This is a genomic window from Pirellulales bacterium (assembly GCA_035499655.1).
Classification (GTDB): Bacteria; Planctomycetota; Planctomycetia; order Pirellulales; family JADZDJ01; genus DATJYL01.
Genome location: DATJYL010000056.1, coordinates 22,838 through 38,424 on the forward strand (window position 1 = coordinate 22,838; position 15,587 = coordinate 38,424).

Annotated in this window: 11 protein-coding genes; 8 read left to right on the forward strand and 3 right to left on the reverse strand. The window is 57.6% G+C overall.

The features are described 5' to 3' along the window. Nucleotides 1–54: 54 nt before the first annotated feature. From VMJ32_03740 to VMJ32_03775, 8 genes are all read left to right on the forward strand, one after another. A complete protein-coding gene (locus tag VMJ32_03740) occupies nucleotides 55–1,266 on the forward strand; it encodes a type II secretion system F family protein (protein ID HTQ38112.1) in 1,212 nt (403 codons plus the stop codon). A 184-nt stretch (nucleotides 1,267–1,450) separates the two neighbouring features. Further along, nucleotides 1,451–1,873 (forward strand): type II secretion system major pseudopilin GspG, encoded by a 423-nt coding sequence (gene gspG / locus VMJ32_03745; GenBank protein ID HTQ38113.1) that lies wholly within the window; start codon nucleotides 1,451–1,453, stop codon nucleotides 1,871–1,873. A gap of 109 nt (nucleotides 1,874–1,982) precedes the next feature. After that, nucleotides 1,983–2,654 (forward strand): prepilin-type N-terminal cleavage/methylation domain-containing protein, encoded by a 672-nt coding sequence (locus VMJ32_03750; GenBank protein ID HTQ38114.1) that lies wholly within the window; start codon nucleotides 1,983–1,985, stop codon nucleotides 2,652–2,654. Beyond that, on the forward strand, nucleotides 2,651–3,178 hold the full coding sequence (locus VMJ32_03755) for a prepilin-type N-terminal cleavage/methylation domain-containing protein (GenBank protein HTQ38115.1): 528 nt from the start codon (nucleotides 2,651–2,653) through the stop codon (nucleotides 3,176–3,178). The genes VMJ32_03750 and VMJ32_03755 overlap by 4 nt, the downstream gene beginning before the upstream one ends. Then, nucleotides 3,178–4,341: a hypothetical protein gene (locus tag VMJ32_03760; GenBank protein ID HTQ38116.1), complete on the forward strand. Its 1,164-nt coding sequence runs from the start codon at nucleotides 3,178–3,180 to the stop codon at nucleotides 4,339–4,341. Before VMJ32_03755 ends, VMJ32_03760 begins: the two co-directional genes overlap by 1 nt. 13 nt (nucleotides 4,342–4,354) lie before the next feature. Beyond that, the gene (locus VMJ32_03765) at nucleotides 4,355–6,712 is read left to right on the forward strand and encodes a hypothetical protein (GenBank protein HTQ38117.1); all 2,358 of its coding nucleotides are present in this window, start codon (nucleotides 4,355–4,357) and stop codon (nucleotides 6,710–6,712) included. A 79-nt stretch (nucleotides 6,713–6,791) separates the two neighbouring features. Then, nucleotides 6,792–8,420, forward strand: a complete 1,629-nt coding sequence (locus VMJ32_03770) for a hypothetical protein (GenBank protein ID HTQ38118.1) — start codon at nucleotides 6,792–6,794, stop codon at nucleotides 8,418–8,420. Next, nucleotides 8,417–9,376, forward strand: a complete 960-nt coding sequence (locus VMJ32_03775) for a hypothetical protein (GenBank protein ID HTQ38119.1) — start codon at nucleotides 8,417–8,419, stop codon at nucleotides 9,374–9,376. The genes VMJ32_03770 and VMJ32_03775 overlap by 4 nt, the downstream gene beginning before the upstream one ends. A 219-nt stretch (nucleotides 9,377–9,595) precedes the next feature. On the opposite strand, the gene VMJ32_03780 is transcribed toward VMJ32_03775, so the two are convergent. The 3 genes from VMJ32_03780 to VMJ32_03790 form a co-directional block, all read right to left on the reverse strand. Next, on the reverse strand, nucleotides 9,596–9,907 hold the full coding sequence (locus VMJ32_03780; GenBank protein HTQ38120.1) for a hypothetical protein: 312 nt from the start codon (nucleotides 9,905–9,907) through the stop codon (nucleotides 9,596–9,598). 347 nt (nucleotides 9,908–10,254) lie between these two features. Continuing rightward, nucleotides 10,255–11,625, reverse strand: a complete 1,371-nt coding sequence (locus tag VMJ32_03785) for a hypothetical protein (GenBank protein HTQ38121.1) — start codon at nucleotides 11,623–11,625, stop codon at nucleotides 10,255–10,257. An 88-nt stretch (nucleotides 11,626–11,713) separates the two neighbouring features. Continuing rightward, nucleotides 11,714–15,544 (reverse strand): secretin N-terminal domain-containing protein, encoded by a 3,831-nt coding sequence (locus VMJ32_03790; protein HTQ38122.1) that lies wholly within the window; start codon nucleotides 15,542–15,544, stop codon nucleotides 11,714–11,716. Between the last annotated feature and the right edge of the window lie 43 nt (nucleotides 15,545–15,587).

Consider the following 15,587-nt stretch of genomic DNA (forward strand, 5'->3'; position numbering starts at 1 on the left):
CTTCGTCCGTTGTCAGTTGCCCGTTGCAAATCGTTGATCTGACCACTGATAAATATGCCCGATTTTGCCTACATCGCCCGTGACCATACTGGCCGCAAGGTTAGCGGCACACTTTCGGCGTCCAGCCGCCGCGACGTCGTGGCATCTTTGGGCAAGCAATCGCTATTTCCTTTGGAAGTCAAAGATGCGGTCGCCGACAACGTGGTGCATGTCAAGCGCGGACGCAAAGTGAAGCCGCAGGTGATGGCCACGGTGTATGCGCAGTTGGCCGATTTGCTCCGCAGCGGCGTGCCGTTGTTGCGCGCGCTGGAAGTGCTAAAAAATCAAAGCTCGCAGCCGGCGTTGAAGGAAGTAATGGGCGAAGTTTACACCGCGGTGGAAGACGGCACCAGCATCGCCGACGCCATGCAAACCAATCCGCGCGCCTTCAGCGAAATGGCCATCAGCATGGTGCGCGCCGGCGCCGAAGGCGGCTTTCTGGAAGATGCCCTGGCCCGGGTGGCCCAATTCACGGAGCAGCAGCAAGACCTTAAAAATCGAACGACAGGCGCACTCGCCTATCCCGCTTTTTTGGCCGTTGTAGGTGTGACGGTTGTCACGGTTCTGATTGTTTTCTTTGTTCCAAAATTTGAAGATTTGTTTGCCCGGCTGCGCGACCGCGGCGAATTGCCCGCCCTGACCGATGCGCTGCTGGCCGTCAGCCACACGCTGGGCTCCTGGGTCGGTTTGGTTATTCTTGGCGCGATGGTGATGGGTTTTCTTTTCGCGCGAAAAAAATTGTCGACCGAGGCGGGACGGGTTTGGAGCGATCGCATGAAACTAAAATTGCCCGCGATTGGCGGCATCTTTCAAAGTTTAGCCGTTGCCCGGTTTTGCCGCGTGCTGGGCACGTTGTTGCACAACGGCGTGCCGATTTTGCGTTCGTTGGAAATCTCCAGTGCCGCCGCCGGAAACAGGATTTTGGGCGCCGCGATTTCCGAAGCGGCCGAAAACATTTCAGCCGGGCAATCGCTCGCCAAACCGTTAGGCGCCAGCGGTTATTTCCCGCCGGAAGTGGTCGAAATGATCGCCGTGGCGGAAGAATCCAACACCCTGGAAAGCGTTCTGACGACCATTTCCGACGCACTGGAGCGAAGAACATTTCGCCGCTTAGATTTAATGGTGCGCTTGCTGGAACCCATGATGCTGTTGCTGCTGGCCGGGATGGTATTAATTGTCGTTATTGCCCTGTTAATGCCCGTGATGCAAATGAGCCAAGCTGTGTAAAATAGAATGCGGCGGAAAAACTTGTTTCTGAACGATCATCGGTTCGTTTTGAGGGCCAAAAATGGCAGAAAAGCGTGGCAAATTCGCCACCTGGGCTGTTTTAGCGGGGTTTAATAAGTAGCCTGCGGAAACCTTCATCGAAAAACTTCTCAATACATATATCTTTCTTGTGGAGGTCTGAATTATGTCCGGCATTCACGCACGTCGCCCATCGCGCGCGGCCTTTACGTTGATGGAAGTGTTGCTGGTGTTGGTCATCCTGGTGGTACTGGGGTCTTTGGCGGTCGGTATGTTCACTGGTGCTCAGAAACGGGCAAATCTGAATGCAGCACAGGTGCAAGTCGAAGCCATTTCCGACCAATGTGAGCGTTATAACCTCGACATGAACGCCTATCCAACAACTTTAGATCAGTTGTTTACAAACCCCGGTGGCCCCAAAGCGGATGCTTGGACCGGGCCGTATCTAACCAAAGAAGTGCCGTTGGATCCTTGGGGAAATCCATACCAGATTCAATCGCCCGGTGCGCGGCATCCCGATAAAGTCGATGTCTGGTCGTATGGGCCCGACGGCCAAAACGGCACGCAAGACGACATTTACAACCATTGATTCCCTGGAATCGGCGAGCGGCATTTTCTGCCGTGCCGTGAAAGGTCAGTGGATCAGCAGTCAAAAAGCCAGCAGTTAGTTGCCACCCACCGGCAACGGACAAAAGAGAATGGACAATGCAAACAAGCAACTGCCGATTGCTAAGCGCTACCTTCGCTCCGGCTTCACGCTTGTCGAGCTGATGTTGGTGTTGGCGGTGCTGGCAGTGTTTGCCGCCATGGCTTGGCCGTCCATTCATCGAGCGTACGAAAGCGTCCTCCTAAAAGACGCCGCCCAGCAAGTTCAAGCCGCTTTTGGCCATGCGCGGGTGCAGGCCATGACGAGCGGCGTGTCGCAAGTGTTCCACTTTGAGCAGGGAACGAGCCAGTACACTATCAGTGCTCTACAAGACGACACCGCAGCAACGGAAAGCGACAGCACGTCGGATTCCACCGCTGTGTCGACCATGACTCTCGGGGGCAATTCCCCAGCGGCCTCGGCGGGAACGTCGAACGCATCCGGCGATGCTTCGGCAGGATGTGCCTACCAATTACCCGACGGGTTTACGTTTACCAGCGGAAATCGCGTATTGGACGCCCGCGCTGCCGCCGCGGAAAGCGAAGCCTCGGGAAACAGTTCGTCCGACAATGCGCCGCCTGTGCTGTTTTATCCCGACGGAACGGCGTCGGAAGCAGTGGTGACCATTAGCAATCAGTATGGCCGGAATATATCGATCTCGTTGCGCGGTTTGACCGGCGTGGCCCGCATGAGCGACATCTTCAGCGGAGAGGCCCCGCAATGAAACGCAGCAAACATCAGTGGTCAGTTGCAAACCACGGACAACGGACAACAAACAACGGACAACACCGTGCAAACGCCGAGTTCCAAAACGGATTCACTTTGCTGGAAGTGACTTTGGCCCTGGCGATTTTAGCCGGCGCTGTCGCCACTCTGGGCGAACTCGTGCGCAGCGGATTGGCAAACGCCCAAACGGCCCGCGACCTGACCCGGGCGGAAATGCTGTGCGAAGGCATTGAAGAGCAAGTGGTGGCCGGGGCCATTGCCCCTAGCTCCGCTTCCAGCGTGCCTTGCGATGATGATCCACGCTGGTTGTATTCGATTTCCAGCGAATCCGACCAAACCGGATTGTTGACCCTGCAAATCACCGTCACGAAAGATGTGCCCGCCGGTCAGCATCCGGTGCAATTCTCGCTGTGGCGCTGGATGATCGATCCTGGCGTCGCGCCGGAATCGAACGACAATTCGCAATCCACTTCGTCCTCGTCCAGTGGAACAACAAGTGGTTCCAGCACGGGAGGCCAATGATGGGACGCACTCACAACCTTCCGCGGTTCTTTTTCGAAATCTCCACTTGCCGTGCAGAGCAGAGGCAAAAGCTCGGCTTCACGCTGTTGGAAGTGATTCTGGCCTTGGGGCTTACGGTCTTGCTGATTGCTTTAATTTCAGCATCGGTCAGCGGCACGCTGCGATTGGTCGACACGGGCCAAACCAAAACCCAGCGCGATCAACTGGCGCGGGCCGTTATGGCAAAAATCGTCGCTGACGTGCGCGCCACCATCCGCTACGAGCCGTTCGATTCCAGCGGAATGATGTCGTATCCGAAGACCGCCTTGAACGATTCCACCGGCGCCCAATCGGGAAGCAGCACGAGCAGCTCGACTGGGAGCACCGGAAGCACCAGTGGCACAACAGGAAGCAAAACTGGAACCAGTGGCAGCAAGGGAGGCGGTAGCACGGGCTCGAGCAGTGGTTCAGGCTCGAGCAGCGGCAGCGGTTCATCTTCCAGTTCCGGAAGCAGTTCTAATTCCAGCAACAGCAGCGACTCCACGACTACCGAAACAATAGCCGGCGTGGTTGGCGATACCTACGGGCTGATTATCGATGTCGGTCGACTGCCGCGAATCGACGAATACACTGGCAACAGTGACAATTCATCTACCGTGCCACCAAGCGACGTGCGAACCATCACGTATTTCCTCGCCGGCCCCACGGCGCCACCTTCGCAAGTGATTTCTACTAGCAACGTGGTCGACGGAACGGGGCTGGTCCGCTGCGAAATGGATCACGCCATGTGGGAATACGCCTCAGAAAATGGACAATCCACGACCGATGGTGCCGTGATTCTCGCGCCGGAAGTTCTGGGCTTGGAGTTTGCATACTTCGATGGATCCGAGTGGGATACCTCGTGGGACACCACTCAAAACAGCGGCCTGCCGCAAGCCATTAAAATTTCGATGATTTTGGCCGACCCCGCGCATGCCGGGCAGGCCAACTACACGCCACCCCAGTATGCGTCGGTCGCCGATGCAGCGGCCCAGGACCCCGACAGCGTCTACAGCACGGTCATCCGTTTGCCGGCCAGCGATCCGATTCAGTTGCCAGCCAGCAGCTCACAGTCGTCGGGCTCCAGCGGCAGCAGTTCAAGTTCTGGTGCTTCTAATTCGGGAAGCAACACCCAAGCCCAGTAACGGAGACCTACTGATGAAAGACTGCAGCCGCGGTTTCAACCTTCAGCGAAAGGGTGTTCGCCGCGTTCGTCGGGCAAATGCGCGGTCGACCGTCGAATTTCATCCCGAACGCAGCGCCCTGGTGCTGGTAATCGTGCTGGTCGTGATCGCCGTGATGACTTTGGCCGCGTACAGTTTCACGGAACTGATGCTAACGGAACATCAGGCCGCTCGCGTAGTCGGGCGGCAAGCCCAAGCGCGGGCTTTGGTGGAATCGGCAGCCGATTTTTTGCGCACGTATCTGTCTCAGACGCCGGACGCCATCACTCAAGCCGGCGGTTGTTACGATAATGCGGCTCAATTTCAAAGCCAACTGGTCATGGACGATGGCACACCGCGCGGGCGTGGGCGGTTCAGCATCGTGGCGCCGAAAATCGAAAACGGCACCGTCACCGGAGTGCGCTACGGTTTGGAAAACGAATCGGCCAAGTTGAACCTTAACGCCTTGGTCCAAATGGATAAGGAAAACCCCGGCGTGGGTGAACAGTTGCTAATGACCTTGCCCGGCATGGATGTCAACATTGCCGACGCCATTTTGGACTGGCTCGATCCCGACGACGATCCGCGCGAAAACGGTGCGGAAAGCGATTATTACGCCGCGCTGAATCCGCCTTACGCTCCCAAAAATGGTCCGCTCGACACCATCGAAGAGCTGTTATTGGTTCGCGGCGTCACGCCCCAATTGCTCTTCGGCGCAGACGCCAATCGCAATGGCATCATTGATGCCGGCGAGCAGGGAAACGCCTCTCTGGCTCAAAGTTATGGAGCCGATCCGGAAATGGACCGCGGCTGGGCGGCGTATCTCACGCTGTGCGGCAAAGAGGCCAACGTGCAACCCGATGGCACACCCAAAATCAATCTCAACGACAAAAATCTCCAGGAATTGCACGACAACTTGTCTGCGGTGTTCGACGACGACTGGGTGAATTTCATCCTGGCATATCGAATTTACGGGGGTACCCAACCCAGTTCCGGCTCGTCGACCAATGGTTCGTCTGGGACGTCAAACGGCGGAAATGGTGGAAACGGCGGAAATGGCGGGCCGACTGGAGGACAAGGAACTCCAACCGGTCTGGTCCTGCGGCACTCTCCATTTCAATTCGTGTTTTTCCAAGCGCCAGGAGGTGGAGGTGCGGCGGCAGGCGGAGGACGCGGTGGCGCGGGCGGCGGGGGTGCTGCCGGTGGTGGCGGTGGTGCGGCGGGCGGCGGCAGTGGTGCAGGACGCGGAGGCCCAGGTGGTCAAGGAACGGGTGGCAATGGCGGGCCCGGTGGCGGCGGACGTGGAGGAAAAGGTGGCGGCGGCAAAGGTGGACCAGGAGGGGGTGGTCCCGGTGGCGGCGGACGGGGCGGACGCGGTGGTTTTGGCGGCGGGGGCGGCCCGGGTGGCGGTGGGGCATTCGGCGGCGGAAGAGGAGGTAGAGGCGGCGGAGCTGCGGGCCGTGCTGGCGGTGGAACAGGCGGCGGAAGCGGAAATGAAGTTTCTCCCGGCGACATCGATCTGGGCGACCTCTCCAAAGTTCAGCCCAAGGCCAACATTAACAGTGTGCTGGACTTGATCGGCGCACGAGTCCAGGTTCCCAAGAACGCATCGACCACTGGAGGAACTACCGGAGGAGGCGGAGGTGGAAACTCGGCGACGGCAACTGTTACGCTGAGTTGCCCATTTCCAGCCGAGGCCTCGCAGGCTGAACAATACCTGCCCGAATTGACCGATTACGTGACGACCAGTTCGGCACAGTCCTTCCCGGGCCGGATCAACATCAACCAGGCGTCACGGACGTTGTTGTTGGGCATTCCTGGCTTGACCAGCGACATGGTCGATCAAATCCTCTCGCAGCGCGAGCCAGAATATACCGGTCAACACCCCGAGATGCGGTCGGAAACTTGGCTGTACGTTGACGGCATCGTTACGCTGGACGAAATGAAAACGTTGATGCCCTACATCACTGCCGGAGGCAGCGTTTATAGCGCCCAAATTGTCGGCTATTTTGACGACGGGGGAACAGCCAGCCGCGCCCAAGTAATTATCGACGCCACCGCCAACTCCAGCCAGGCCACAGGCGGCAGCACTACGGGATCGACCAGCGGTAGCTCTTCTTCGTCGGGAAGCGGCAGTACCGGCTCCCAGGCTTCAACCAGCAGTTCGCAGGGCTCAAGTAGTGGCTCCAGTGGGAGTTCCGCGAACAGCAGCGCGAGCAATTCCAGCAGTTCTGCAACGGCTGGTAGCGGCGAAACTACAACTAGCCTTCCCCGCATAGTATTCTGGAGAGATATGACCCACTTGGGCCGCGGCTTCCCGTTGGAGACCTTGGGCGTCGGAACTACTCAATAATTCTCACTCAACCGCAGCATTATTTCGGCGCGCCCCAAACATCTCATTCTGAAACCAAGAAACTACACATCTCCACGCCATGGCTCAACTTCTTGCACTTGAATGGGACGATGCTGAAGCCCGAGTGGCCGTGGCCGACCTACGCCGCGGCAGCGTGGTGTTGGAGCAAGCGTTTGCGGTTTCGCTGCCGGGCATTTACCGCCCGCTCGGAACCCCGCTCTCCGAAACGGCCGGTCCATTGTCGTTGAGCGGCGAGCATGACCTGGGCGCGATCGGACGGCGAATCAGCGAGGCACTGGCCGCCCGCGGAATCCACCATGGAAAAACTTTGGTGGCAGTCGGGCGCGCAAACATCGAATTGAAAAATCTCACGTTGCCTCCCGCTCCGCCGGAAGAACTGCCGGAGTTAGTGCGCTTCCAGGCGGAACGCGAATTTAACACGCTGACCGACGACTGGCCCTTGGATTTCATTCCCTTGCCGAGCGAATCGGGCGAAGCCCTCACCGTGTTGGCGGCTGCCATTTCGCCGGAACTGGTGGGCGAAATCCAAATCACCTGCCAGGCCGCCGACTTAAAGCCGGCACGCTTGATTTTGCGTCCCTGTGCAGCGGCTTCGCTGCTGTCGCGCGCCCGTCCCGGCAGTGAAGGAAAATTGCGGCTGTTGGTCGATTTGCTCGCCCAAGAAGCCGACCTAACGGTTCTGGCGGGCGATTCGGTCGTATTCATGCGCACGGCGCGGCTGCCGTTGGAGGCCTTCCAAACCGACCCGGTTCGCACCATGTTGCCGGAAATCCGGCGGACCATTGCCGCCGTTCATGCGCGCCTGCATGGACAACACATCGAAGAAGTATTTTTGTGCGGCGAGGGTTCGGCCCAGGGAGTATTGGCGCGGGAAATCGGTCGGGAATTGGAACTTCCTGCCGAAGTCTTCAACCCCTTAACCTGCTGCACGCTGGGGGGCGATTTGCGGCGGAACATGCCGGAACATCCCAGCCGATTCGCTCCGCTGGTCGGCATGCTGCTGGACGAGGATGCCCCGGGCATCGCCACCATCGACTTTCTCAACCCGCGCCGCAGGCCCGAAGCGCCAAACCGACGGCGAGAGTGGACCATTGCGGGCGTTGCGGCGGGAGCATTGGTGGCCATCGGCGTGTTGTTGATTTGGCTGAAACTAAACAGCATGAACGGGGAGATTACAGCGCTTGCCGAGCAGGCGAAACAGATGAATCCGGACCTAAAGCATGCTGACGAAATCATCAAAAAAACCGCGGAAGTGGAAAAATGGATCGGCGGCAACGTCAATTGGCTGGACGAAATTGCTCGTTTGGCTTCCAAAGCGCCACCGGCCCAGGAATTCATGCTCACGTCGATAACCACGCCCAATGACAACTTAAAAAACATCAGCAACATCCACTTAGAAGGACGCGCCCGCGATACCAGCGTCGTCGAGCATTTGCCGCAATCTCTGCGCGACGAGCAGCACGAAGTTACGCCCAAAAGCGCTGAGGAAGACGATCGTCAACGGAAAGATTATCCCTGGACGGTGAAAGCCGATATCCGCATCAATCCGGTTTCAACCGCCGTGCCCGCCAAATCGCCCGCTTCGGCCGCGGCATCGAAGACGACGGTCCCAGAGAAAACAGCACCGGAAGCGCCGCAGGCCGCCGCGCCACTGCCTCCCAAAACCACGGAGGCCGGCTCGCCATGAATCCTCGCGAAAAAAAATTGGCCGTTGGTTTGGCAGCCGTGGTGGGCTTGCTGGCAGTGTACTACCTGTATGAGACCGTCGCCGGCAAGTTTAGCGACCGTGAAAAGCAAATCGACAGGTGGAATCAGACCATTGCTGATAACCAAGCCAAAATCGACGCCGGCAACCGCGCACAAAAGAAAATGAAAAACTGGGAAAGCATCTCGCTTCCCAGCGATACGAAGATAGCGCCGTCATTATATCAAAGTTGGTTGATGAAACTCGTCGACGATGCGCAGCTTGAATCGGCCACCGTGCAACTGCAGACGACAGTCGGTCACACCGCCACCTTTGAGAAGTACGACTTTCAAATCAAAGCCGATGCGGACATCTCGATGAAGCAAGTCGTGGATTTCCTGTACCGATTTTACTCTTCGAATCAACTTCACAAAATTCGCCAGTTGATGATTAAGCCCCATGCCGATGGCAAAGCGCTGGACGTCACGATCGACATCGAAGCGCTGCTGCTGCCCGGCGCTGACCGGAAAGACAAGCTCAGCAACGAGAAGCTGAACCAACTAGCGCTGGGCGACGTCAAAACCTACGAAAAAGCCATTGATGATCGAAATTTGTTTTCCGAGTACGTGCCCCCGCGTCAACGCGCGGAGCCAACACGTCCAAGGAGTTCGCCGCCTATCGACGTGGCCAAGTTCGCCACGGTCACAGGCATCGTCGAGCAGGACGATCAACCGCAAGTTTGGGTGTTGGTGAAAACGACGGGCGAGCTGCTCAAACTGCACGAGGGAGAAGAATTCACCGTGGGCAACGTGAAGTGCAAAGTGCTAAAAATTGGCGTCCGTGACGCCGTGATCACCACCGAGGGAAAACTCGTGCAGGTTTTCATCGGCGATAATCTACGGGAGGGAACCGCCGTGCCGGCAGAGGATGCCGCGCCGCTGGATAATGCTTCGCAGTGAATGGCGCCGGCAGCGATTGCCGCAGGCAGGAAATGTCTCTAACCGACCGCTGACCGGCTTCCAAACATTCGAGATTGCCGAATAAGACGATTTTGTCGCGCTACTTGTCCTAGCGCCTGTTGTTTTATTTATGTTGACAAACTCACCCGACAGATACAGCGCAAAGGAGGTTTTAGACCTCCGGAAACACCCCTTAAATAGCTTCAGCATTGCGGCCGGTCATTGGAACGCTATAATTTCTGTCATGAGTAAAGCTTCTTTATCTTTGATTTTTCTCGTCGGGGCTGGCTGCTTGCTAAGCAGTAGAATTGCCTGCGCCCAATATGGGGGCGGCATGGGAACGGGATATGGCGGAACGGGCGGCTCCAGCTTTGGCAGCATGGGGGGTGGCGGAGTCACCGGCAGCATGACTTCCAGCGGCGGCGCCTTCGGACAGCGAACCATTGGCGCCGGCGCCGGATTAATGGGCGGTTCGAATGGTTTTGGCTCGATGAACGGCTCAACTTCCGCCTTCGGCACCGGGCGCGGCATTGGATTTAACAATCTCACTTCCGTCGGAACCCAAGGCGGCAATTTCCAAGCTCAGGAGTTTGTCGGCGCCAACAGCGGCAGTTTCGTCGGCCAAATCCCCGGTTTAACCACCGGTCAAAACGGCATGAACGGAGGACTGGGCGGCGCCCTTGGCGGAATCGGCCAATTCGGCATGCAAAACAACCGCAATCGCATGAACCAGAATTTCGGCGGGCAAGGCGGCAACAATCGCGGCAGCATCGGCGCCACAATGCCCACCAATTACACCGTCGCTTTCAGCTATCCCGCGCCGGCGAATTCGCAATTAGGCCAGAAGTTGTCAACCGAACTTTCCAAATCGCGCGGCATCACTGCGCTGGGGCCAATTGCGGTGCAGATGCAAGGGTCGACGGCTGTTCTCCGCGGGTCAGTGGCCACTGAGCACGATCGGGATCTAGCCGCGCAATTGGCGCTCCTAGAACCCGGGGTTTATCAAATCCGGAACGAACTGCGTTTGCAGTCTGATAATCTGCCGACCCCGGAAAACCATTCGACGCCGTCGAGTTCATCACTCCCGACATTGCCGGCGCCGTAGGGTTGATGTTTCCATTTTGTCCCGGAAAGCCCTGGTAAGCCGAAGGCATCTGACCAGGCACAATCATCTGACCCTGATTGTTGGCCGGCCCCTGCATGGGCATTTGCACCTGCACCGGCATTTGGTTCTGCACAGGCATTTGGCTCTGCCCGGACATTTGATTTTGCATCGGCAGGGCAACAGGAGCCGCTTGCTGAACCACGCCAGGAGTGAAAGCGGTGGCGCCAAATGGGGCAGCCGCCATGCCGCCTGCCGTTGGAACAGCAAATCGCGGCCGTGGCACTTGCGGTATGCTGATGGTCGTCGTTTTCATGCGGCCATCGGGCGCCGTGGAAACATCGATCACCCCGTTTTGGTCTTCGGCGCCCGCCACAGCGGTACGAGCAACTCCGGAGGTATTGGAGGTCTGCATCACGCTGAACATTTGCGACTGCCCCGGAACCGCAGCCACTTGTTGGTAACCGACCCCTTGCACCGCTGCCGAAACAGGCCCTGCAACCCCCAGCGGCAGTTGTGGCACCGTCGGCAAGACAACCGGCTGGCCACTCAGCGTGACAGCCGCGGTTTGCGCAGCGGCATTCTGTTCAGCCGGCAGGGCTGGCTTTTCGGGCGTGATTCCAGGCAACAATTGATGCCCCTCGTCGCTGGTAATCATTTCACCTTTTTCACCCGTGAACCGCACCACCAGACTAATTTGCTTCTGGAGCCCGCCGACTTCGTCCCACGGCAGCCAAATGCTGTACGAATCGCCCAATGAGCTTTTACTGTATTTCTTTTGAAACTGGTCGGGGGTGAAAATGTATTTCTTGTCGGGAATGACATTTTTGGGATCACGATTGGTTTCGTCGAAGGCGTAGATCACCAGCGTGCCCTTAACTCTGACCGGCTTGTTCGGGTCTTTGCCGTAAAAATACAGCCGACCGCCAAAGCCGCGAATGCCCTTGGGTTTGTCGGGTTGGGTTTGAACCGCATCAGACCAGAAGGCAACTACCTGCATGGGCGTATCAAACTTGCCGTCTTTGCCAATCTCCCAGGGAATGCCCTTGCTGAGATCAAACTCTGTGGCGCAGCCAGACAACATGGCCACGGCTAACGGGAGCGCCAACAGGGCCATGTTCGCGAGCAAGTGGTGATGGCTTTTCATAATGTACCTCGATCTTTGACTTCACACATCAACCGACTTTTTCTCAAAAAACTTTTGTTGCCGCGGGATAATCACCCGGTGGACCGCACTATTCAGACTTCGCTGGCGTCGGCTGCTGCGGCGGAGTCTTAGGCTTGGACGGCAGGACCGAAGGAGCCGGCAGTTCCTCGTTCCCGGTCTTGGGCAAATCAGGTCCCATCGGACTGCCGTCCGGGTGCAACTCGGGATAAACCACCGTGGTTTCGCTGTCGCTGAAATCATCCTTCCGGGTTCGTAAGCCGGAGGGGCCGTTTAACTTGATAACGTCGCCCAGGCACCAACTCATGCGGGCCGCTTCCGCCTGCTTGATGCGGTCGGCGTCGTCCTCGTTGCGCACCACGTGCGGCGTCAGCACAATCAACAATTCGGTGCGCTGTTGATTGACCAAATCGTAGCGGAATAAATTACCTAATAGCGGAATGTTGGAAAGATACGGCACTCGCCGGTGATCTTGGTCTTTTTCACTGGTGATCAACCCGGCCAGAACAATGGTTTGTCCTTCCACCGCCTGCACAGTTGTTTGCGCCAATGTCGTGTTGTAAAACGGCGAGCGAATCACTTGCCCGTTGGTGTTAATCGAAATGGGGATGCCCTGATCTTCCGGACCCAACGACGATTTTTCCGCGTCGATCGACATCACGATTAAGTTGTCCGGGCTCACGCGCGGCTGAACTTCCAAAATGATGCCCACGTTGTCAAGCGTCACGGTATTGATGGTGCCGGTGGCCGTGACCGAGGAGCTAGTTACTCGCGGCACTTGCTGACCAACTTGCAAGAACGCAGGCTGATTATCCAGCGTCATAATTTGCGGGCGGCTCAGGATGTCGGTCCGGCGGCATTCCGACAGGGCTCGCAACAAAGCACTCACGCTGTCGCTGCTGGCCGAAAGCACCAAACCACCGTAACCCAATTGGCTGTTGGCCCGGCCCAAACCCAAATTTGTGAGTCCCTGCGCACCCACTGCACCTGGATTGGCTAACGCGGCATCGCTGGCGCTATTTCCCAAGGCATTGGTGTTGTTGAAATTGAAGCCAGGATTGTTATCCGCGCCCACAATCGTGTCGCTCGTCACTTGCGTTCCCGCCACGGTCGTGGTGGTTACGCTGCGCGTAATGAAATTCGTGGCGCCCACCAGGCTGCGATCGAATAACACAGAATCTTGCAAACCCAACTCCACGCCGAATTCGTCGGTGTTGTTGAGCGTGACTTCCGCAATCAGCACTTGAATCATGACCATCGGCGGGCGTTTATCGATTTGCTCGACGACCTTCATAATTTCGTCGTAATAGCGCGGCGTGGCGCTGATAATCAGGCTGTTGCTGGTCGGTTCGGCCACCACAATCACTTCCTGGTCGATTTCCGAAAATGGATTGGTGGCCCCTTGCTGTTGGAATTCTTGGTTCAACGTCCGCTGCTGCGTTAAAAACGTGGTGATGGAGTTAGCCACGTTCACTGCCGCCACGTTTTTCAAACGGTAAATTGTCGTTTTCCGCAAGCGCACATCGCTTTCGTCCAGCCGCAGCAAAATGGCTTCGACCACCGCCAAATCGCTGGCGGAGCCCGACGCAATAATGCTGTTCGTGCGCTCGTCGGCGGAAAACCGCACCGGGACCAAAATGTTTTCGACTTCAATCGCTCCGCCTTGATTTATGCCGCCGGCGCCGCCCCCGCCGGTCGTGGTGGTGGTCCGCACCGTTTGGCCAAACAGCGTTTCCAACATTTGAATTAAATTGACGGCGTCGCCGTTTCTGATTTCGAACACTTTAATCTGCGATTCCGACGAAGGCATTTGATCTAACTGTCGAATCAACGCCGCAATCAATTCCATGCTGTCCGACGGTGCGGAAACCAACAGCGTATTGGCTCGCGAATCGGCCGTGATATGCACATCGCTTAAAATCCCGGAGCTGAAGGCTTGTTTGGTTGCCCCGTCGATCATTTCAAAGTGCAACACGGACGAGCGCTGTTGATTTTGCTGCTGATTTTGCTGCTGATTCGCAGCGCCCGCCGCGCCGCCAAATCCACCCCCTGCAGCTCCCGCGCCGCCAGCAGCGCCCGGGAATCCGCCGCCGCCAAACCCGCCGCCTGGTGCTCCCGCGCCGCCAAATCCATTGGCCCCTCCGGCGCCGAATCCGCCGGCGCCGCCAAAGTTGTTCGCGCCGCCGGCCGTTCCGGGAAATCCTTGCTGGCCATTTTGTTGCCCTCGCGCGCCCGCGCCCTGTGCCTGCGGATTAATCGCCGTTTCCAGCACTTGGGCCAATTCTTCCGCCACCGAATTTTTCAACGGGAAAATCCGCAGCTCGTTGACCGCTGGGCTGCTGTTCGTGTCGAGTTTTTTCAACAGCGCTTCGACTTCCTGCAGATCGCGCGGACTGGCTTGAACAATCAGCGAATTGCTGCGGAAATCCGCCACGACCGATGCCGTGCCCCCCAGACCGCCCCGGGCCACAAAAAATTGGTTTACGGTCTGCTGAGCGGCTGTGGCCGAAGCGTGCTTCAGTGGAAACACCTGAAACAGCGCCGACGGATTCACCGGCTGATCCAGCCGCTTAATCAAGTCGATGACGCTTTGCACCGCTTCGTCGCGACCAATCAGCAACAGGCTGTTCGGCTTAACCAGCGGCGTAATGCTAACGGGGCCTTGTCTTACTGCCAGGGTTTGGCTGTAAATCGATTGGATCAGATTGTACAGCGTTTGGCCGTTGACAAACTTCAACGGATAAATTTCGATCCGTGGTTGCGTGACCGTGCTCAACTGCTCGATTTGATTGATGATTTGCATCACGCGCTCCACGTCGCGCGGATTGCCACGAACCACAATCGCATCCAGCCCTTCCAGGAATTCAATCTGCACTGGGCCAATCAATTCTCCGCCCGGTTCCGGGGAAGCCGGCGGCGCTTGATTTTGATCCTGTGGATTTTGATTTTCGTTTGGATTTTGCGCTAGCGGCGGTGTTGGCGCCTGAGCAACCTGCTGCGAAGGCGCATTGGCTTGCGCCGAAGAAGAGCCCGCATCGGCCTGATTTCCCTCTTGCTTCGGCTGAAAAATCATGTTGATAAACCGACCAGCGGCAGCGCTATCGCCATTTTGCAGGGGTTGGCTTGCTGTGCCGGCGGCCCGGGGCTCACTGCTGGCCGTGGAGTTGTTCTCTCGCAATACGGAAAGCGCCTTGATCACGTCGGACGTTTTGGCCGCGTTTAACGTCACCACCCGAGTATCGTCGTTGGCCTGCTGCGGATGATTGTCGAGCGACTGCACGATTCGCGCCCAGGCGTCGGCCAACTTCACGGGACCTTCCAACGCCACCTGCCCGGCTTTTCGATCCACGATCAGGTCGACACGGCCACCACGGGTTTCTAACACGTAGCGCGCCCAATCGCCACCGTGTTCCAGGGTTACCGGCAGCGGCTTGCCAAAGATGCCGTTTAACGATGCTTCAAATTCGCGCCAGCCAAGATGGCTGAGTGGCACGACTTTCGGCCCGCGTGTTGTAGCATTCGGTGCGGTCTGTTCTGTCTTGGGTGCGGCGTCCGTTGCCGGGGGATCCCCTTGCAGCAACGCGCCAACTTGCTCCTGAATTGCCGCCGGGGCAACCACAAGAATTTGAGAAGTGCGTTCATCCGGCGAGATGCGCACTCCCGTCGAAGCCGGAAATCGTTTCGTCAACTGCTGGCACACCTGCTCTAATGTGGCGGGTGGAACTACCGTATACGCCCGAACCACCTCGTCCTGATCGCTTCGGCCGGGATTGGTTGCCCCCGACGTTTGCAGAGGCGGCGCAGGCGCTTGCCCATGGGACCTGCGACCGCATAGCAGGATCGCCAGGAAGGCCAAGCTCCAAATCAATACAAAGCGGTTGGTGAATTGTGGGCTGTTCATGCTTGGGGGGGATAAAACTTTGCCTTGGGTCGAAGTCCGTAAG